A 19,998-nucleotide genomic window follows, 5' to 3' on the forward strand; every position below is an offset into this window, starting at 1 on the left:
AAAATGAATGGCTTGGCAACGATTGTGCTAACCCACGCCCCACCCCACAATACAACTTTATTTATTGACGGATTTAGTGATGAAGCGAACAGCCTTTTTTATTTCTGATGGTACTGGCATTACGGCAGAAAGCCTTGGGCGTAGCCTGTTAGCTCAATTTAGTGATGTTGAAATTAACATGCTGACAAAGCCCTACATTGATACGCTGGAAAAGGCTCGAGCTTTAGCGGAGATAATCGACTCTACCGCCGTCCGTGACGGCCATCGGCCGATTATCATTGATACCATTGTGGATCAGGATATCCGTAACGTCATTCGACAGGCCTCAGGCTTCAAGGTGGATATCTTCTCTACCTTTTTAGAACCCCTAGAGCAAGAGTTAGAAACGCACTCCTCTTACAGCGTCGGCAGAACGCACTCGATTGGTAGCGATGATGTCTACATGGATCGCATCCATTCCGTCCATTTTGCGCTAGATAATGATGATGGCGCACGAACGCACCAATACGATAAAGCCGACATTATTCTGGTTGGCGTTTCACGTTGCGGCAAAACACCCACCTCACTTTATCTAGCGCTTCAATTTGGTATTCGAGCAGCTAACTACCCATTAACCGAAGATGACTTGGATGAAGATGGCAGTTTAAAACTACCCAAGGCACTCGCCCCCCATAGACACAAGCTGTTTGGTCTGACAATTGATGCTCGCAGGCTAGCAGCAATACGCAACGAGCGCCGTCCCAACAGTCGCTACAGTTCAATGGATCAGTGCTTGCAAGAAGTTGAACAGGCTGAGTCGTTATATCGCTCGATGCACATCCCGTTTATCGATACGACACGCTTTTCAGTAGAAGAGATATCAACCCGAATGATTGCAGAGACAGGCCTAGCTAGGCGCTTCTCGCCCCGCTAGGCCAGAGCATTACATGCCCTTGGGAGCAAATATTCCAGGGGCATTACGCCAGTAGCCTTTGTAATCCATGCCAAAACCGAACACGTAACGATCTGCAACCTCTAGGCTACAGTAATCGGCTTTTAAGCCAGGTACCGCTTTACGGTCATGCTGCTTATCCACCAGCACGGCCGTTGTAACGCTCGCCGCTTGGGCTTCCTCGCAGTAGGCAAGAATAGCGGCTAACGTAGAGCCTTCATCAAGAATGTCATCGACGATGACGACGTGGCGCCCTGCCATGGGAATTTCTGGAGAAACGCGCCAAAAAAGTTCGCCACCACGCAACTCATTGCGATAGCGGGTGGCGTGCAAATAATCAACCTCAAGAGGGAAACCTAATCGGGTTAGCAGGTGCCCTGTTGTGATCAAGCCGCCATTCATAACGCAGTAAAAAACCGGTAACTTATCCCCTAGATCTTTACTAATTTCCTCAGCCATTCGATCCAGTGCACGCTCAACTTGTTGTTGAGAAATCAAGCAGTCAGCGTTATCCATCAGCTCACGCATTGAGTCAAGCGACTCAAGCGCCTCTTTATCCAGTTTGGACATCGGGTTACTCCAAGAAGGGGTTAACTAGTCAGTGACTTAAAAACGAAATAATTTAAGAAAAGATGGGGTTAGTTCGCCAACGCTTCTAATTTGGCATGGGTACGACGCCAGCGGCCAAGCGCCGTTAGCGCATCCACATCTGGACGGGCTCGCCCATAGCGTAGCTTGATTGGTCGTTTACTGTGTAATCCTTGGCATGCTTCAACAACGTCTAACGCTGCTGAGCGGTCATTACAGACCAATAGCATATCGCATCCTGCGGCAAGGGCAGCCCTGGCGCGCTCCTTCGGGTCACCCGCTTCATGAGCACCCGCCATGCTTAAATCATCTGAAAAGATACAGCCTTTAAACCCCAGGGACTCTCTTAACATTCCCAACCAACTAGGAGAGAAGCCAGCAGGACGTGAGTCAAACGCACTATAAATAACATGGGCAGGCATAACACCATCAAGCTGAGTAGCAAGCTGGCTAAACGGAACAAGATCGCGCTGTTTAATAAGCGCCAGCGGACGGTCATCCACAGGTAACGCCACATGGGAGTCAGCGGCAACGCCACCATGGCCAGGAAAATGCTTACCTACCGCCGCCATACCCGCTTCATGCAAACCGTTGATAAAACACTGACCCAGCGCAGCGACGTGTGCAGGGTCGGTGCTGAAGCTACGATCACCGATAACGCTAGAGATACCACTTTCGACATCTAAAACAGGCGCAAAGCTGATATCCAGACCGCAAGCAGCCATTTCCATCCCCAGCAACCAACCCGCATCTTTTGCTAGTGCAAGACCGGATGCCGAATCCTCAGCGAATTGATCACCAATGCGTGCCATGGCTGGCATGCGAGTAACGCCTTCTTTAATTCGCTGAACGCGACCGCCTTCTTGATCAATACCAAGTAACAGCTCGCCGCGAACCCGACGAATATCACTGCAAAGCTTTCTAACCTGGTAAGCATTCTCGACATTTCTAGCGAATAAAATGACACCGCCCACAGCAGGGTCCATCAAAAGATGTTTTTCAGCTTTGGTTAATCGCGGCCCTTCAAGGTCAAGCATGACCGGGCCTAAAGATTGAGTCATTGTGATGGATCCAACAAAAGGGCCGTCAATTTTAGTTGATCAATCTCTCGTGTCAAAAAATCAATAATAAGCTGCCTACGCTTAGCCATTATGAAGCCAAACAGGTGTGCCCGGCGGCGCATGCTCAAAAAGATAAAGCAGATCGTCATTGCGCAACCGAATACACCCATGTGAAGCAGCCACACCCATCGGTTGATCAGGTGGCGTGCCATGAAGGTAGATAAAGCGACGCTGAGTGTCGACATCCCCGCCGCGATTCACTCCTCTCTCTAAACCACAGAGCCACAAAATGCGCGTTAATATCCAATCACGATGAGGGAATTCCGCCGCAAGCGCCGACGTAAACACCTCCCCAGTCCACCGTCGCCCCCGAAAAACAGCATTATCAGCTAAACCGCCACCTATCGATGCGCGGATATAATGCCATCCCAGAGGGGTTTGACCACTGCCTTCCTGCTGCCCTACGCCTTTCTCACCGGTGGACACAGCGCACGTGTACTGCAGCGTAAGCCCTTGCCACCAGCATAGCTGCTGGTGTTTGATATTGATTTCTATCCAACCACCATTCTGCGGGGGTAGTTCAGCTAGCGTGGGCGTTCGCATAATGTCCTTCATCAGCAGCAGGCGGTAGCGGAGCATTCATGGCAGCAACCACGACAGGGCGTAAACGTCTTACCAAATCCCTGACGGTTACTTGCTCATTATAGTCTTTCGCGGCAATGTCACGCAGCGCATCTAAACCCGACAGCGTAAAAATCACGGTGCCCAGCATGAAATGCAGTCGCCAAAAACGCTCAGCATCAGGTAAATCTGGCGTTGCCTGGCGCACCAGCTCAGTAAAGCGGGTAAACACGTCTCCGTACTGCTGTTGGATATAACGGCGTAAATGCCCTTGTGCCTGACTATACGCCAACCCTAGCAGACGCATAAACACCTTCAGGCTATTGCGCTCAGCTGGCACTGCCAACACCGTGCTTGCCATTGTTTCCAACAGCACTTCAAGCGGAATCACATCACCGTTGTACTGCGCTTCCAGCTCATCAAGCGCCGTATGAAAACGTTGCGAGAAGGGGTCTAAATAGCGCGCAAACACCGCTTGGATAAGCGCCTTTTTAGAACCAAAGTGGTAATTGACAGCCGCCAAATTAACCCGCGCTTTACTGGTGATATTGCGTAGCGATGTTTCGGCAAAACCACGCTCGGCAAACAGCACCTCAGCGGTATCGAGGATACGTGTTACCGTATCAGATTGCGCCATAGCGCCCTCCAGAAAACGAGTGTTTAAAACATCGTTAAATACTATGCCATAACGCTATTTGGCTCAATCACTTATCTTTAGCTTTTTGCCCAACGCAAAAAAGCGCCTTGGACACATATTCAAACACCTACCGAATGACGCTATCGAGTTTGCCGTTGAGATTGCAGCATTTCCAAATTCATCACTCTCCCTCTAATTCTGATGTACTTACCACAGCGACTGCCATTGCAAGCGCTCTTGCATGTACTGGACAGAGCAACATACTGTATACTTAACCACATACTGTTTAAGCCGACATGTAGCCACTGTCTTGTTCAATTTTTTGGAGTTTGTTATGTCGCGTCCACTTACTGCCCGTCAACAGCATGTTTTTGATTTTATTGTTAAAACGATGTCTGAATTTGGCTATCCACCGACCCGCGCAGAAATTGCCAAAGCGCTAGGCTTTCGTTCTCCTAACGCTGCTGAAGAGCATTTACGAGCGCTTGAGCGTAAAGGTGCCATCCGCATCATTCGCAATACCTCGCGGGGGATTCGACTGCCTAATCAGGAACCGCAGGATATCAGTGATGTATCAGCAACAGCGCCTGCCGCCAACGTAGAACCGCTACCGAATGGCTTACCAGTCATCGGAGAGGTGGCCGCAGGAAGCCCGATTCTAGCAGCGGAACACATTGATCGTTATTGCCCACTCCCCGCTGAATATTTTACCCCCAAAGCGGATTACCTTCTTCGGGTGCGAGGCTTGTCAATGAAGGATGTTGGCATACTGGAAGGCGACCTTCTTGCCGTGCATCGCACCGACCGGGTTCGTGATGGCCAGATTGTGGTGGCAAGGCTAGAAGATGAAGTCACTGTAAAACGCTTTAAACGACAGGGCCATACGGTGACACTGATTGCTGAAAACAGCGACTTTGCGCCCATAGAAATTGACCTACGTACGCAGCAGTTGGATATTGAAGGGGTGGGAGTTGGTGTCATACGTGGCGGTAACGGCCAAGCACTGGGATAAGCGAGCCACTATGAATACCGGTGAGGCAATCGTTAGATGCCTTACCGGCTTTCACGCTTACTGAGAGTCTATATAGCGACGGTCATTAAACGTAGCTACCCAACTCGGGTGATACACCAATAAAATACTGAGTAACATCCCTGTGATAAAAGCCTCGGAGGGCATTAACAGGGGTAAGAAGCGCGCATACTCTTGGGCTAAGTACACAGCTTCAGAGTCGGTACCCGCCACCATGATTAGCAAGACCGCCGACAACCCTCCTGCCAGTGTTGCCAGCGCTGCGCCAAAAAAGCCGCATACGAATAAAAAGATCATCAAGTTATCCGGCAGGCGCCGGTCTACCCATCGCCATACCAGACCGGTAATGACCGCAGGTACAATGCCGGTTACCAACACATTAGCGCCTAGTAACGCCCATTCGTTACGGCCAATGGCTGACATCGCAACATTAATCAGCACATTGCTGATTAATGCGAGAGGCATTTTGAATACCAACGTCATTAAGACGGTGAAGACTAAGTGCAGGGTTAACCAATCGACTGCCTGAGCACGCAGTTGCCACATCAACACCACAGCGAGCGTCGCGGCTAACCACCGATGCTGAAGAGCCACATCGCCTATCAGCACTCGCCAAGGGCGCAGCCATATCATCCACGCAAGTACGCTCAACGATACCAACCACGTCAGCAACAATGCCCAGGGAGCTAAAACACTTTGCGCGAAAGACATGGATGCCCCTATCTACCCGTCAGCTAACGACAAGCCAGCTGTAAACTCGAATTGACTAAAAACGCTGCGTATCTAAACAACATGATCAGCTGAACACCACGGTCTTATTGCCATGGATTAATACCCGGTCTTCTAAATGCCATCGTAAACCACGCGCCAATACCGCTTTTTCGACATCGCGCCCAAAGCGCACGAGATCCGTTGGCGTATGGCAATGACTTACCCGATGAATATCTTGTTCAATAATCGGCCCAGCATCCAGTTCTTCAGTGACATAGTGACAGGTAGCTCCGATTAGCTTAACGCCACGCTGGTAAGCTTGATGGTAGGGCTTAGCACCGGCAAAAGAGGGTAAGAAACTGTGGTGGATGTTAATCACCCGTCCCGCGTAACGCGAGCAGAGCGAAGGTGGCAAAATTTGCATGTAACGTGCCAGCACAACGCAGTCAGCCCTTGCGCTATCAATCTGCGCTTGCACCTGCTCGAAAGCAGCCTGCTTGTTATCAGGATCTACGGGCACATGATGGTAAGGAATGCCATACCACTCAGTGAGTGATCGCATATCCTCATGATTTGAAATAACCCCGACAATATCGCAATCAAGCTCCCCAGCCTGCCAACGATAAAGCAGATCAACCAGGCAGTGAGACTCCCGCGACACCATCAACACCACACGCCTACGCTTTTGAGTATCGACGAGCGACCACTGCATATTGAAGGCTTTAGCCACCGGCTCAAACGCACTACGTAACGCCTCCGCCGACATACCCAACGAATCTGCCAAAATTTCGTATCGCATGAAGAATCGGCCGGTCTCAAGATCAGAGTGCTGACTTGCTTCAGTGATAGAACCACCTTGTTGAGCAATAAAGCTTGAGACACGCGCCACAATGCCCACTTGATCAGGGCAAGAAACCACCAAACGGTAATAATGAGACATAAATAAACACTCTTGACATATTTTAACGGCACGTTCGACAAGCACCTACCAGCGGTAGGGAAGCGGTATATAGGCGAAATAGTGTACCTTATGCTTATCAAGGAAGCACCGCAGCCAAATGCCACGATGATTGTTACCCGCCCCTGCCTTCCCGTATAGTTAAGGTCTTACTTTTTAGGCTTTTCATTACTGATGCACCCACCACGCGTTCAACTTCGTCCCCGCCGTCGCCCTCCCCTGCGCCTACTGCCGCTAGGTGGGTGTGGTGAAATTGGAATGAACCTTACGTTGTATGGATACGATGATGAGTGGATCGCCGTCGACTGCGGCATGATGATTCGCCAAGATCTACCCAATTCCCCGCTGCAGGTGCCCAATACAGATACATTAGCAGCACTCAACATTACCCCAAAGGCACTCTACATTACCCATGGCCATGAAGATCATATTGGCGCCGTGGCGTGGCTCTGGCCCAGGTGGAATTGCCCTATTTTTGCAACGCCGTTAGCGGCGGGATTGCTGCGCCATAAGTTTGCAGAACATCAGCTTAGTAGCGCCGCTATAAACGTTGTGGAACCAGGTGATGCAATGGAGCTCGGCCCCTTCACGCTGCGTTACCTTCACGTTACCCATTCGATTCCAGAAAGCTGCTCAATCCTAATGCAGGCAGGCGACTATCGCGTGCTACACACCGGGGACTGGAAACTAGACCCTACCCCATTAATTGGTTCGCCCATTAACGCTGCTCAATTTCGTGCGCTCGCGCCTATCGATCTCGTCGTAGGCGACTCCACTAACGCCCCGATGCCCGGCCATTCGGGCAGTGAAGGAGATGTTGCTAAAGCACTCGCTCACACCTTAAAACAGTGCACAGGACGCGTGGTGGTATCTTGCTTTGCCAGCAACCTTGCCCGCGTATTAGCGATTGGAATTGCCGCCCAACAGTGCGGCCGACGCGTCAGCTTGATGGGCCGTTCAATGGAACGCATGGTGAGTGTCGCGAAGGGCCTAGGGTATCTAGACGACTTTCCACCGCTAGTACCACCCCATGATTTAGGCTACCTGCCGCCAGAAGAGGTGGTGATTATTGCGACGGGCAGCCAAGGTGAACCACGTGCAGCACTGCAACGCTTAGCACAGCGGAGGCACCCGTTTGTGGATCTTGAGCCAGGCGATAGCATCATTTTTTCTGCCAAAGCCATACCAGGCAACGAGCGCCCTATTGAACAACTGAAAAAACGCCTAGCGCAGCTTGGGGTGTCAATTTTCGATGAGATGAACCACCCAGAATTACACGCGACTGGGCATCCTGCCGAAGATGAGCTGAGAAAACTGTATCAATGGGTTCGGCCAAAAACATTGCTGCCGGTGCATGGGGAGGCGCGCCATCAGGCTGCCCATCAAGAAATTGCCACCAGCCTCGGCATTAATGCCCCGCTCGCACCGGTAAACGGCGACATGTTGATGTTCGACAATCTAGGCTTACGCTGCGAAGCACGCTATCCCCAGCCGCCCTGCATCGTTAATCAGAACAGCGTCGTGCCTCATCCAGGGCTCGATACCGGCTCTCACTCATCGCGGCGCGGCAGTTTGTTCTTAGCGCTTCCCGTTACGGCTACCGACACTGGCTGGTGCCGCATTGGTCGTTTGATGCTGGATGCCAGCGGTACCAGCCCACTCGATGAAGATAGTTTCAGCGAATGGCTAGATGATCAGTTATTAGAAATAGCAGCAGAGACATTGGCCGATTTGCGTCAAGCACTGCAACCGAGGCTAATTCATTGGCTCGCTAATCACCTTCAGCATATGCCAGACGTACATTTACAAATAATGGCAACCGAAACGCCCTCTTCAGAAGCCATTAGCGATAGTTAAAGCCATTGGCGATATTGATGCTGTTGGCAATATCGTCTACCAGCGTTCTGCAGCTTGCTGATCAGTATGCCGCTCTTTTACCCAGTAAGCCCCCTGGCGGGAGTGCTCTTTCTTCCAAAACGGCGCCTGGGTTTTTAAAAAGTCCATAATAAAGTCGCAGGCTTGGAAAGCATCGCGGCGATGAGCACTGGCCACCAGAACGCGCACAATAGGGTCTCCCGGCGTCAAATCACCAATGCGGTGAATAATCCGTACGGCCTGTAACGCCCAGCGTTGACCTGCCTGCTCACCAATCTGCGTTAATGTGCGCTCGGTCATCCCTGGGTAGTGCTCAAGAGTCAGCCCAATAACATCAGGGGATTCATTAAAGTCGCGCACAAATCCCGTGAAGGTGACAATAGCGCCGATATCGGTGCGCTTGCGCAGCGCACTTTCATAGCCATCATCCATTTTAAACGCTGCTTCTTGAACCCTTACAGCAATATCTAATTCAGTCTCTGTAATATCAGCCATCTGATTACCCACCCGTCACTGGAGGAAAGAAGGCCACTTCATCCTCATCAGTAAGGCGCGCACTATCGTTGGCCATCACTTGATTGATAGCACACAACGTGCGCTGCTCTGACAACACATTAAAGCGTGCATCCATAGCGCTTAACGCCGCTTTCAACCCCGCCACATCTCGACTTGGCAGTTGATCAAGCCCAATGGCAAGGTCACTCTCTTCTACCCGCTCACGCAGCTCAGCAAGAAACTTAACCCGCACGCAAGGGGATGCACATCGCTCGCCTAAGCGAACCTCTCCTGCAACGCCACCGCCAGTCACAATTGGTTCTGGCACACCTCGTTGATAATCGCCACGAACACCGCCCCGCTTACTTTCCAATTGAATGGCGTCAATGCGCATCTCTTTATCCACCGCTTTACACATATCGTAAAGCGTCAGACAAGCCACCGACACGGCCGTCAGAGCTTCCATTTCCACCCCGGTCTGTCCGTTAAGGCGGCAAAGTGCGGAGACTTCAACACAGCCGTTAGCGTGATCAATAGCGAAATCTACAGAGACTTTTGAAAGCGCTAATGAATGGCACAACGGGATCAACTCATGCGTGCGCTTTGCTGCCTGAATACCCGCAATGCGCGCGGTCGCCAGTACATCGCCTTTAGGCAACTCGCCATCACTCAACAGCTGCAACGTTTTAGGCTGCATAACGATACGCCCAGACGCTACCGCCTCGCGGCGAGTCTCTCGCTTATCTCCGACATCGACCATGTTGGCTTCGCCGTGTTTATTGAGGTGAGTTAGCTGCATATCGTTACCTTTTTAATCAAGCCACGGTGTTATAAAAATACTGTTTTGGAAGCTGCTAATTTAGTTAGCCACAGCATTGGGTTGAGCATCCATCCACTCGATTACCCACTCAGTGATCGCTTCAATATTATTCAGGTCCAGCCACTTAACTGTTGGGATAATTGATGGAGGCAGCGAGCCACTTGACGCTACCGCCTGTACCCAGTCGCCACTGACAATAGAAACATCGCCAATCCCTGCACGGTACAGGACTAGCTTAGGAATTGGCCACGCCTTAAAGCCCTCCACAATGACCAAATCTGGCGCCTGGGTAATCATCAGTGACAAGAGGTAGCCAAGATCCGGTTCTTCTTGGCCAGGTGTCTCTTGCATCATGGCAAAACGCTCTCGGGATGCAATCAACATAGGCGCAGCGCCAGCCTGACGAAGTTTATAGCTATCTTTTCCTGGCTGATCGACATCAAAGCTATGGTGGGCATGCTTTATCACCCCCACCCTGAGCCCCTTTTCGCGCAGGCGAGGCAAAAGCTGCGCTAACAGAGTCGTCTTACCAGTCCCACTCCACGCGGCAATGCCGAGTACAGGAAATGGACTATCAATTGCCTCTTCCATTAACAACTCCCAATGACCAACCGGTGGGTATGATTGAGTGGCTATTCGCCCTCTTTTTCAGCGGGTAACAGCCAGTTTAGCGCAATGCCAACTAACGCGGCTAAGCTCACGCCCTGGAGAGTGAACTGACCACCTCCAAACTGCATTCCACCTATCCCAAATACTAAAATTAACGAAACCACCACGAGATTACGCGCCGCAGTTAATGACTGGCCTGCACGCACCAGGGTATTCATACCAACCACTGCGATCGAACCAAACAGCAGCGTCATAATACCGCCCATTACAGGGCCCGGAATAGTTTGCAGTAACGCGCCCAGCTTGCCTACAAAGGCCAGTACAATCGCAATCACCGCGGCGATGATCATGTACATGGGGTTGAATGCCTTAGTCAGCGTCACTGCCCCCGTTACTTCTGAGTAGGTTGTATTGGGAGGACCACCAAACAGCGCAGCCGCCATTGTCGCCAGCCCATCGCCTAACAAGGTGCGATGAAGACCAGGCTTCTCTAAATAGTTTTTGCGTGTCACTGAGCCTATCGCCACCATATCGCCGATATGTTCCACCGCAGGAGCAATCGCGACAGGAATCATGAACAAAATAGCCGCCCAGTGAAAACTCGGCGCGGTAAAGCTGGGCAATGATAGCCAAGCAGCATCACGCACCGCAGTGAAATCGACAACGCCCATAACAAGCGCCAAACCATACCCCACTGCAATACCACCCATTATCGGCACCAAGCGAAGAATTCCACGCCCGAAAACAGCTAATATCAGCGTTACCAGCAAACTGGCCATGGAAAGGAAAATCGCTTGACCATAACCAATGTTATCGCTTGTCTCTCCTGTAGCCATACTGACAGCGACTGGCGCCAATGCTAAACCAATCACCATAATAACTGGTCCGACCACGACAGGCGGTAACAGCCTGTGCAGCCAAGCAGTGCCTTTAACACGTACTACTTGAGAAATGGCAACGTACACCACCCCTGCTGCCATTAAGCCACCCAGCGTGGCTGACACGCCAAAGCTTGCTATCGAGCCTTGAATGGGAGCAATGAACGCAAATGATGACGCCAAGAATACCGGCACCGTCTGCTTGGTAATTCCGTGAAACACCAGCGTACCAATACCCGCGGTAAATAGTGCGACACTGGGATCTAGACCAGTCAACAGCGGAACCAATACCAGTGCACCAAAGGCTACGAATAGCATTTGCGCACCTGTCAGCAGCATTTTGGGCCAAGACTCATGACTTGCTGAATGTTTCATCTAAATGTTTCCAATGTTTTCATTGTCGGTGGTTAGCCAAAAAAATGCCCCCAACGCGAAGCGTAAGGGGCATTGTTAGTCGGGGTGCTTAGCGCGTTCCGAAGATCTTATCGCCTGCATCTCCCAAACCAGGCACGATGTAGCCGTGCTCATCTAGCCGGTCATCAACGGATGCGGTGTAGATCTCAACATCTGGGTACGCATCCTGAACACGCTTAATGCCCTCAGGGGCAGCTACTAGCACGATAACTTTCATATGCTCACAACCACGCTCACGCAACATATCTAACGTCGCCACCATTGAGCCACCGGTCGCAAGCATCGGGTCGATGACAAGTGCCATGCGCTCTTCAATATCATTGGCGAACTTGGCGAAATAAGGCACCGGTTGAAGAGTTTCTTCATCCCGATAAAGACCCACCACGCTGACGCGTGCGCTAGGAATCAGGTCAGTAACGCCCTCCAGCATGCCTAAGCCGGCGCGCAGAATTGGCACAACCGTTACTTTTTTGCCTTTCAAACGACGCGTCGCAATAGGCTCGTTGTTCCAGCCTTGAATCTCATGATCCTCGAGCTCTAGCCCCTTTGTTGCTTCATAGGTCAGCAGCTTAGCCACTTCGCCTGCTAGCTCTCGGAAGCTTTTGGTGCTCAAATCGGCTTCGCGCAGCAGTCCCAGCTTATGTTGAACAAGCGGATGATTAATGGCGTAGACACTCATGGGACTTCCTCGCTGCATGGGATTCAGGATGGCGACCTAAGTCGCATCGACAAGCTTACAAAATTGCGCGCCATTCTACCCGCAACTGACCAGCAGGTTAAGGGGTTTCCGGCAATTGCCACTCAATCGGCGAACGCCCATGCTCTGCTAAAAACTGATTGGCACGGGAAAAGTGGTGATTGCCAAAAAAACCTCGATGCGCTGAGAGTGGCGAAGGATGCGGGGATTCCAGCACCAAGTGGCGCGACTGATCAATCAGGACTTTCTTCTGGCGCGCATGACTGCCCCACAACAAGAAAACGCACGGTTCAGCATACCGACTGACGGTTTCAATCGCGCAGTCGGTGAAGTGTTCCCACCCCTTGCCACGATGAGAAGCGGCATTACCCTGCTCAACCGTTAATGCGGTGTTAAGCAGCAGCACACCCTGGGTTGCCCAAGACTCCAAAAAGCCGTGCCGCACGGGCGTAAACCCCACATCAGCAGCTAATTCTTTATAAATATTGACTAAAGAGGGAGGCACTTGGATACCCGGCTGCACCGAAAAGCACAACCCATGAGCTTGATTTGGGCCGTGATAAGGGTCTTGCCCTAAAATAACCACTTTCACAGCGGCTAAAGGTGTCAGCTCAAAAGCGCGAAACCAATGCGATGAGTGCGGGTAGATAACTTTTTTGGCTGATTTTTCTTGGGCCAAAAATGCTTTCAGGGCTGACATATAGTCAGCCTGAAATTCTTGCCCAAGCCATTGATTCCAATCGTCGGGTAGCGGGTTAGCCATATTACTTCTTCAGTTGATCCGCCAGCGGCTCAACATAAGCAATGCCCATATCCCAAGGGAACTGGATCCAACACTGCTGAGCCACTTCGGTAAGGTATTGGTCAACCAGAGGACGCCCTTCTGGTTTGGCATACATTGTCACGAAATGCGCCTTAGGCAGCATTTCACGAACAGCACGGGCAGTTTTACCGGTATCTACTAGATCATCAACCAACAGCCAACCATCACCATCATGGTCAACGCCCTTCATGATGTCTAAACCGCCTTGATCCATATGATCATAGCTTTTGATACAAACGGTATCGATCAAGCGAATATTAAGTTCACGGGCGATAAGCGCCGCAGGTATTAATCCACCACGGGTAATCGCGACGATACCTTTGAAATCTCGTTCAATTAGCTGATGACAAAGTTGACGCACGTCGCGGTGCAGTTGATCCCAGGAAATGGTGAAGTGCTGATGATAGCGTTCGCTGCTCATAAGAGGCGTTACTCGTCTTCGGTGAATGAACATACCGCGAATACGCTATAGCCAGCGTCGCGAATTTTCTGGGAACCGCCCAGCTCAGGCAGATCAATAATAGTTGCGGTTTCCACCACGTGCCCACCAGAGCGTTGAATTAGATTCGCTGCTGCAAGCATAGTACCGCCAGTGGCAATCAAATCATCCATCAGCAGGATACGGTCATTTTTCTGGAAAGCATCGGCATGAAGCTCAACTTCAGAGTGGCCGTACTCAAGCGTGTAAGTCTCACTGATCGTCTTGAAAGGCAGCTTGCCCTTCTTGCGAACGGGCACAAAGCTGCAGCCTAACTCGTAGGCTAAGGGCGCACCAATGATGAAGCCACGGGCATCAATCGCCGCGATGGCATCTAAGTTCATTTCCTGGTAGCGATGCACAAAGCTATCAATCAGCTTACGAAAGGCAGCACTATTTTGCAGGAGCGGTGTGATATCACGAAAATTTACGCCCTGCTCTGGCCAGTCAGGAACCGTGCGAATAACGGACTTAATGTAGTCGCCGTAGATGCTCATCGCGTCTCTCATTGATTAAAGATAAAGCGGGTAATTAACCCAGGAAAAGAAATTTTGCTGCAAACAGTAGCGCCAGCGTTATGACGGCGGGGTTCAAATCGCTGAACCGTCCCGAAAGCGCTTTAATCGCAACATAGCTAATAAAGCCAAGCGCAATTCCCTCAGCAATTGAGAACGTCAGCGGCATAGCCAGGGCAGCGATCAGTACCGGCGCAGCGTCGGTTGGGTCTTCCCAGTTTGCATGGGCTAAACTACCCGCCATCAAAACGGCCACGTAAAGCAGCGCCCCTGCTGTCGCATAGGCCGGAATAGAACCTGCTAACGGCGCAAAGAAAAGGCTAATTAAAAACAGCACACCAACCACAACCGCCGTTAACCCCGTACGACCACCGGAAGCGATACCCGCAGTTGATTCAATATAGCTAGTCGTTGTCGAAGTACCCAATGCAGCACCCGCCATAGACGCGGTACTGTCGGCCATCATAGCGCGACCAATGCGCGGCAGCTTGCCATTTTCATCCAGCAGTTTGCCGCGGTGAGCCACCCCTACCAACGTGCCTGACGTATCAAACAGGTCCACAAACAAGAAGGCAAAAATGACGCTTAGCATCGCCACATCCAGTGCGCCCATTAGATCCATTGCCATAAAGGTAGGTGCAATCGAAGGCGGCATCGACATGATACCGCCATACTGGTTATGGCCGAACAGCGTCGCAAGGATCGTGATGCCCAAAATACCAATCATTACCGCACCGGTCACGCGCAGGTAGGAAAGCGCCGTAATAACGAAAAAGCCCAACAAGGCATAAAGTGCGGGTGGCTGGGACAAATCACCCAGTGCCACATAGGTGGCTGGATTAGCGACCACAATACCGGCATTTTTGAGTGCGATCATCGCAAGGAATAAGCCAATACCCGCGGCAATCCCCAAACGCAATGAGAGTGGAATAGAATTAATGATCCACTCGCGGATTTTAAAAATACTTAGCAGGAAGAACGTCAGGCCGGAGAAGAAGACAGCCCCTAATGCCGCCTCCCAGGTATAGCCCATTCCCAGCACCACACCGTAGGTAAAAAAGGCATTCAGCCCCATACCTGGTGCTTGCGCGATCGGATAGTTTGCCCAAAGCCCCATGACAAAACAGCCGATGGCAGCGGCGACACAGGTAGCCACAAATACCGCGCCGTAATCCATCCCCGCTTCCGAGAGAATGCTCGGGTTGACGAAAATGATATAAGCCATCGTGAGGAACGTGGTAAACCCTGCGATCAACTCGGTCTTTACATTGGTCTTCTGCTCGGTGAGCTTGAAGTAATTGTCCAGAAGTTTCATGTCGTTTTTATCCTTCGCGCTTACGCAAAATGCGTCCCTTGATGCGAGAAAAGCCGCACATACTACCTAAAGGCTCTACGCGTTGCGAGCGCCTCGTGTGCCGCTAGTGTTGGTGGGAACTCCCCCACCTATCTATTATGAATAGCAAACTTCAGGCCATGAGCTAACCGATTGGTCAACGGTAAGACAAAAAACACAACTAAAGACGACTCGCCAACACCCTTTCGACTGTTTCAACAATCACCTGGGTTTGCGGATCAATCTCGATATTGACCTTGTCGCCTAGCAAGCGATCTTTTAAAACTGTACGCGCCAGCGTCTCCGGTATCAGGTTGACACTGAACTCAACCCCAGCACCATCGGCTGCGGGGCGCACGTCACCAACCGTCAAGCTGATACCATCAACACCAATGTATCCCTTCTCGAATACAAATTTAGCGACTCTCTCAGGCAGTGAAAACCAAAGCCGACGATTGTTGGGCGCCTCTTCTATTGCCACCACATTGGCCATACAAATAATGTGGCCTGACATGGAGTGGCCACCAATTTCATCACCAAAACGCGCCGCGCGCTCTATGTTGACGCACTGACCTGGTGCAATTGCACCAAGATTTGTCAAACGCAACGTTTCACGCATCAGATCAAAACTGACATTCCCATCTTCTATCGCGGTTACCGTCAGGCAAACACCATTATGGGCTACCGACGCACCAAGAGTGAGCCCTCCACGCAACGCCTCCGGCAATGCGACTACGTGGGTGCGAAACTCTTCCAGCTCTTTAACAGCGACGACCTCAGCCACGCCTTGCACAATGCCAGTAAACATATTGCTACGCCCTCTTTCTCAACGTATTAAAGTCAAAACAGGTACTAAAATTCTGTGCAAGCTTACTACTAATACCCAACCCGTGTGCAGCCAGAAGCCTTGATACAAACGTTGAAACGGCTTTTTTTCTGATAACAAGCGCCGCATTAGCACTCATCAGAATCAATCACTAACAAAAATCATTGACTCAGAAAATAAACCTGAATTATTGCATTAAAACATGAAATAGAACGGCACTAATTGACAAGACACCCACCACTCTTTAGACTTTCGCCGCAAATGTAATGACGCCGATTTGTACCCAGATTGCGGGCGTCCACCAAGCTAATGGCTTGGTGAAGTGCAGCTAAAAGGGTGTGTCCAGCGTTGATGGCCACCCGCAAGGGTGGCCTTTTTTTATTTCCCGCCCTACGCTTGCTCCCTCGCACTCCGTCTTCGGCCTACCGTTAAGGCAGACGCTATGATTGAAATTAGCAACGTTAGTAAAACCTATGGCACTGGCAATAGTGCCGTTCATGCCCTAAAAGATGTCAATTTAACGATTCCCAAAGGCACCATTCACGGCGTTATTGGCCTTTCGGGCGCAGGTAAGTCGACCCTTATTCGCTGTGTCAACCTACTTGAACGCCCAAGCACTGGCAGCGTATCAGTCGATGGCCAGGAAATGACCCGCCTTAGTCGCGGCGAGTTAAACCGTGCCCGACACCGTATTGGAATGATTTTCCAGCATTTCAATCTGCTAACAACGCGTACGGTATTTGATAATGTGGCACTTCCCCTTGAGTTAATGGGCGAAAGCCGCAGTGCTATAAAAGAGCGCGTATTGCCGCTGCTGGAGCTGGTGGGCCTGGCTGATAAAGCCAAACAATACCCAGCCCAGCTGTCTGGTGGTCAAAAGCAGCGTGTTGCCATCGCCCGCGCACTGGCCAGCAAACCCAACGTCTTACTGTGCGATGAAGCCACTTCCGCACTAGACCCCCAGACCACCAGCTCTATTCTTGAGCTGTTGAGAGAAATTAATCAGCAGCTCGGCATCACCATTTTGTTGATCACTCACGAAATGGAAGTTGTGAAATCTATTTGCCACCGAGTAAGCCTCATTTCCGACGGTGAGCTAGTGGAAGACGCCGAGGTCGGTGATTTCTTTACTGCGCCTATCACACAGTTGGGTAGGGAATTCCTGAACGACTTTTTGCAGCTAAGCCCACCTAAAGAACTGATCGAGCGTTTAAGCGATACACCGAGCGAACATACTCATCCCGTCGTGCGGCTAACGTTTTCGGGTGATGCTGTTTCGACGCCGCTTATTTCACGCTTAGCGCGGGAGTGCAGCGTTGATGTCAGCATCCTCCAGGCAAAGGTCGAGTCCATTCAAGACCGCACCTTAGGGCTGATGATTGCAGAGCTGCTCGGCAGCCCCGCTCAAACTCAGGAAGCAATGGCTTATTTAGAAGCACATCAACTACAGGTAGAGGTACTTGGTCATGTCCAGCGCAATGTTTGATCTTATTTTACAAGCCACGCTGGATACGCTCTACATGGTGGCTATTTCAGGCGTGATCGCCACCCTGCTCGGCTTGCCGCTTGGCGTCATGCTCTACGTGACTCGCCCTCGCCAGATATTAGCGATGCCAGCACTCAATCAAGTGCTAGGCATTGTTACCAATGTTGGCCGCTCAATTCCGTTCATCATTTTGATGGTGGCGATCATCCCGTTCACCCGCATGCTGGTCGGCACCTCTATTGGTATTAATGCCGCCTCAGTGCCGTTAACTATTGCGGCTATTCCATTTGTAGCTCGGCTAATCGAAGGGGCGCTTAACGAGATATCGCCGGGGCTTATTGAATCTGCTCAATCAATGGGCGCAACGCCTTGGCAGATCATTACCAAGGTACTGATCCCTGAGGCAAGGGGCGGCATTATCACGGGGCTAACGATTACGTTAGTGACACTGGTCAGTTACTCTGCCATGGCGGGCGCCGTAGGTGGCGGTGGCCTGGGCGATTTAGGCATTCGCTATGGCTACAACCGCTTCAACCCCACCATTATGTTAATTACCGTCGTTATACTGGTGGTGATGGTTCAAGGCTTCCAAAGCCTGGGCGACTATTTGGTGCGCAAAAGCGATCGCAAGTGACGATAGTCTGCATCTTTTATCGGCATAGTCGAATATAACCAAAACGCATTAGAATTTTATTTCTTATTGCCGCATAATCACATCCAACCTTTACTGAGCCACAGGAGTGACACCATGCAAAAACTACTTATCGGCAGCCTGACCGCCATAGCCCTTGCAGTTAACGTTGCCAACGCAGAAACACGCACCATCAAAATGGGCACTGTGGCAGGCCCAGAAACCGAAGTCATGGAAGTGGCGGCTCGAATTGCCAAAGAAGAGTATGACCTAAACGTCGAGATCATTGAATTCACCGACTACGTCACGCCGAATGCCGCCCTCGCCGATGGCAGTTTAGACGCGAACGCTTATCAGCACGAACCGTACCTACAGGCGATGGTCAATGACCGTGGATATGATCTTGCCATTGCGGGCTACACTTTTGTTTACCCGATCGGCGCATACTCTGAGAAATACGACAGCATCGAAGCGCTGCCCGATGGCGCTCAAATCGCGCTGCCCAACGACCCATCTAATGAAGGGCGTGCACTCATTCTGATGCACAACCAGGGCCTGATCACACTTAATGATCCGAGCAACCTGGAAGCTACCCCCATCGACATCGCTGAAAATCCACGCAACTTCCGTTTCCGCGAAATTGAAGCGGCACAACTACCCCGTGTACTACCAGACGTCGACATGGCGTTCATTAACAATACGTTCGCCCAACCGGCTGGCTTGAGCCTGAGTGACGCGATAATCAAGGAAGGTCCTGAATCTCCCTACGTTAACTTGATTGCGGTACGGGGCGGAGACGAAGATCGTGAAGAAATCCGTCAACTTGTTGACGCTTATCAGCGCGACGAGGTCATCGAAAAAGCAGAAGAACTGTTTAAGGGCGCAGCTGTACCCGGCTGGATCGAATAAACAGCACGGTTTTCTCTATCGATGTAATCAGGCCAGCCTTAGGGCTGGCCTGATGTGTTTAATCCTATAAGGAATTCGTATGCATAGTGTTGATTATGCGTTGCTTAATCGGCAGCTTGAAGCTCTGCTAGACACACGCGACTGGCTAACCAACAGCGCACAAACCTGTGCCTTTATTCAACATGCCCTGAGCGACATCAACTGGGTGGGGTTCTATTTGCAGCGCCAGCCCAACCAACTCAGCCTTGGCCCATTTCAGGGCAAACCTGCCTGCCATCCAATCCCCTTCAGCAAAGGCGTTTGCGGGGCTGCCGCCCGCCAACAAGCTACCCAACGGGTTGATGACGTTCACTCTATCGCCGATCACATCGCCTGCGATGCTGACTCTCGCTCAGAGCTCGTTGTTCCCATCGTGATCGACAGCTATCTCTGGGGAGTGCTCGACCTAGACAGCCCCCAGCACGCACGCTTTAGTCAAGAAGACCAGGCGGGTATTGAGGCACTGGTGGCTACGTTTATTCGCCAGACTGACCTCCCCCTCTTTATCGACTAGCTTTTTTATCGACTAGCTTTATCGATTAGCCATAAAAAAAGCCCCATGCTAAGAAGCATGGGGCTTTTAAGTATTTGGTAGGACCAGGCGGATTTGAACCGCCGACCTCCACGATGTCA

23 protein-coding genes are annotated in these 19,998 nt (G+C 51.1%); 7 read left to right on the forward strand and 16 right to left on the reverse strand.

What is annotated here, in order from left to right; all coding sequences use genetic code 11:
• Positions 1-79: 79 nt before the first annotated feature.
• On the forward strand, positions 80-913 hold the full coding sequence (gene ppsR, locus INT19_RS09830; protein WP_193060614.1) for a posphoenolpyruvate synthetase regulatory kinase/phosphorylase PpsR: 834 nt from the start codon (positions 80-82) through the stop codon (positions 911-913).
• Between the two features lie 9 nt (positions 914-922).
• Here the strand turns inward: ppsR and INT19_RS09835 are convergent, their stop codons facing one another.
• The 4 genes from INT19_RS09835 to INT19_RS09850 all read right to left on the reverse strand — a co-directional run bounded on the left by INT19_RS09835 (position 923) and on the right by INT19_RS09850 (position 3,838).
• Positions 923-1,501, reverse strand: coding sequence for a hypoxanthine-guanine phosphoribosyltransferase (locus tag INT19_RS09835; protein ID WP_089038203.1), 579 nt, complete (start codon positions 1,499-1,501; stop codon positions 923-925).
• A gap of 68 nt (positions 1,502-1,569) precedes the next feature.
• Positions 1,570-2,580 (reverse strand): beta-N-acetylhexosaminidase, encoded by a 1,011-nt coding sequence (nagZ, locus tag INT19_RS09840; RefSeq protein ID WP_089038202.1) that lies wholly within the window; start codon positions 2,578-2,580, stop codon positions 1,570-1,572.
• A gap of 81 nt (positions 2,581-2,661) precedes the next feature.
• A complete protein-coding gene (locus INT19_RS09845) occupies positions 2,662-3,183 on the reverse strand; it encodes a L,D-transpeptidase family protein (protein ID WP_193060615.1) in 522 nt (173 codons plus the stop codon).
• Positions 3,161-3,838 carry a TetR/AcrR family transcriptional regulator gene (locus tag INT19_RS09850; RefSeq protein ID WP_038483793.1) on the reverse strand — a complete coding sequence of 226 codons (678 nt, stop codon included), beginning with the start codon at positions 3,836-3,838 and terminating at the stop codon, positions 3,161-3,163. Before INT19_RS09850 ends, INT19_RS09845 begins: the two co-directional genes overlap by 23 nt.
• A gap of 334 nt (positions 3,839-4,172) precedes the next feature.
• Here INT19_RS09850 and lexA point away from each other — a divergent pair, with 334 nt between their 5' ends.
• A complete protein-coding gene (lexA, locus tag INT19_RS09855) occupies positions 4,173-4,850 on the forward strand; it encodes a transcriptional repressor LexA (protein WP_193060616.1) in 678 nt (225 codons plus the stop codon).
• Positions 4,851-4,907: 57 nt separating this feature from the next.
• Here the strand turns inward: lexA and INT19_RS09860 are convergent, their stop codons facing one another.
• Positions 4,908-5,579: an energy-coupling factor ABC transporter permease gene (locus INT19_RS09860; protein WP_193060617.1), complete on the reverse strand. Its 672-nt coding sequence runs from the start codon at positions 5,577-5,579 to the stop codon at positions 4,908-4,910.
• Between the two features lie 85 nt (positions 5,580-5,664).
• Positions 5,665-6,519 carry a formyltetrahydrofolate deformylase gene (gene purU, locus INT19_RS09865; RefSeq protein WP_089038198.1) on the reverse strand — a complete coding sequence of 285 codons (855 nt, stop codon included), beginning with the start codon at positions 6,517-6,519 and terminating at the stop codon, positions 5,665-5,667.
• 276 nt (positions 6,520-6,795) lie between these two features.
• Here purU and INT19_RS09870 point away from each other — a divergent pair, with 276 nt between their 5' ends.
• Positions 6,796-8,394, forward strand: a complete 1,599-nt coding sequence (locus INT19_RS09870) for a ribonuclease J (protein ID WP_089038197.1) — start codon at positions 6,796-6,798, stop codon at positions 8,392-8,394.
• 36 nt (positions 8,395-8,430) lie between these two features.
• On the opposite strand, the gene moaE is transcribed toward INT19_RS09870, so the two are convergent.
• The 10 genes from moaE to INT19_RS09920 all read right to left on the reverse strand — a co-directional run bounded on the left by moaE (position 8,431) and on the right by INT19_RS09920 (position 16,282).
• Positions 8,431-8,907, reverse strand: a complete 477-nt coding sequence (gene moaE, locus INT19_RS09875) for a molybdopterin synthase catalytic subunit MoaE (protein WP_089038196.1) — start codon at positions 8,905-8,907, stop codon at positions 8,431-8,433.
• 4 nt (positions 8,908-8,911) lie between these two features.
• On the reverse strand, positions 8,912-9,706 hold the full coding sequence (gene moaC, locus INT19_RS09880; protein WP_193060618.1) for a cyclic pyranopterin monophosphate synthase MoaC: 795 nt from the start codon (positions 9,704-9,706) through the stop codon (positions 8,912-8,914).
• Positions 9,707-9,766: 60 nt separating this feature from the next.
• Entirely contained in the window at positions 9,767-10,318 is a 552-nt protein-coding gene (mobB, locus tag INT19_RS09885) for a molybdopterin-guanine dinucleotide biosynthesis protein B (protein ID WP_193060619.1), read from the reverse strand.
• 41 nt (positions 10,319-10,359) lie between these two features.
• Positions 10,360-11,589 (reverse strand): uracil-xanthine permease family protein, encoded by a 1,230-nt coding sequence (locus INT19_RS09890; protein WP_193060620.1) that lies wholly within the window; start codon positions 11,587-11,589, stop codon positions 10,360-10,362.
• Between the two features lie 88 nt (positions 11,590-11,677).
• Entirely contained in the window at positions 11,678-12,307 is a 630-nt protein-coding gene (gene upp, locus INT19_RS09895; RefSeq protein WP_038483772.1) for a uracil phosphoribosyltransferase, read from the reverse strand.
• A gap of 97 nt (positions 12,308-12,404) precedes the next feature.
• Entirely contained in the window at positions 12,405-13,088 is a 684-nt protein-coding gene (gene ung / locus INT19_RS09900; RefSeq protein WP_193060621.1) for a uracil-DNA glycosylase, read from the reverse strand.
• A gap of 1 nt (position 13,089) precedes the next feature.
• Complete coding sequence (gene gpt / locus INT19_RS09905; RefSeq protein WP_009723428.1) at positions 13,090-13,569, reverse strand: xanthine phosphoribosyltransferase; 480 nt, start codon at positions 13,567-13,569, stop codon at positions 13,090-13,092.
• 8 nt (positions 13,570-13,577) lie between these two features.
• Positions 13,578-14,123: an adenine phosphoribosyltransferase gene (locus INT19_RS09910; protein ID WP_089038192.1), complete on the reverse strand. Its 546-nt coding sequence runs from the start codon at positions 14,121-14,123 to the stop codon at positions 13,578-13,580.
• Positions 14,124-14,157: 34 nt separating this feature from the next.
• Entirely contained in the window at positions 14,158-15,456 is a 1,299-nt protein-coding gene (locus INT19_RS09915; protein ID WP_089038191.1) for an NCS2 family permease, read from the reverse strand.
• Positions 15,457-15,655: 199 nt separating this feature from the next.
• Complete coding sequence (locus INT19_RS09920; RefSeq protein ID WP_193060622.1) at positions 15,656-16,282, reverse strand: riboflavin synthase subunit alpha; 627 nt, start codon at positions 16,280-16,282, stop codon at positions 15,656-15,658.
• Between the two features lie 460 nt (positions 16,283-16,742).
• Here INT19_RS09920 and INT19_RS09925 point away from each other — a divergent pair, with 460 nt between their 5' ends.
• From INT19_RS09925 to INT19_RS09940, 4 genes are all read left to right on the forward strand, one after another.
• A complete protein-coding gene (locus tag INT19_RS09925) occupies positions 16,743-17,786 on the forward strand; it encodes a methionine ABC transporter ATP-binding protein (RefSeq protein ID WP_089038189.1) in 1,044 nt (347 codons plus the stop codon).
• Positions 17,767-18,420 (forward strand): methionine ABC transporter permease, encoded by a 654-nt coding sequence (locus INT19_RS09930; RefSeq protein WP_089038188.1) that lies wholly within the window; start codon positions 17,767-17,769, stop codon positions 18,418-18,420. Before INT19_RS09925 ends, INT19_RS09930 begins: the two co-directional genes overlap by 20 nt.
• Positions 18,421-18,534: 114 nt before the next feature.
• Positions 18,535-19,326: a MetQ/NlpA family ABC transporter substrate-binding protein gene (locus tag INT19_RS09935; RefSeq protein ID WP_193060623.1), complete on the forward strand. Its 792-nt coding sequence runs from the start codon at positions 18,535-18,537 to the stop codon at positions 19,324-19,326.
• Positions 19,327-19,405: 79 nt separating this feature from the next.
• Entirely contained in the window at positions 19,406-19,879 is a 474-nt protein-coding gene (locus tag INT19_RS09940; RefSeq protein ID WP_193060624.1) for a GAF domain-containing protein, read from the forward strand.
• Positions 19,880-19,998: the final 119 nt, after the last annotated feature.

It is taken from the genome of Halomonas sp. 3A7M, from assembly GCF_014897875.1.
Classification (GTDB): Bacteria; Pseudomonadota; Gammaproteobacteria; order Pseudomonadales; family Halomonadaceae; genus Vreelandella.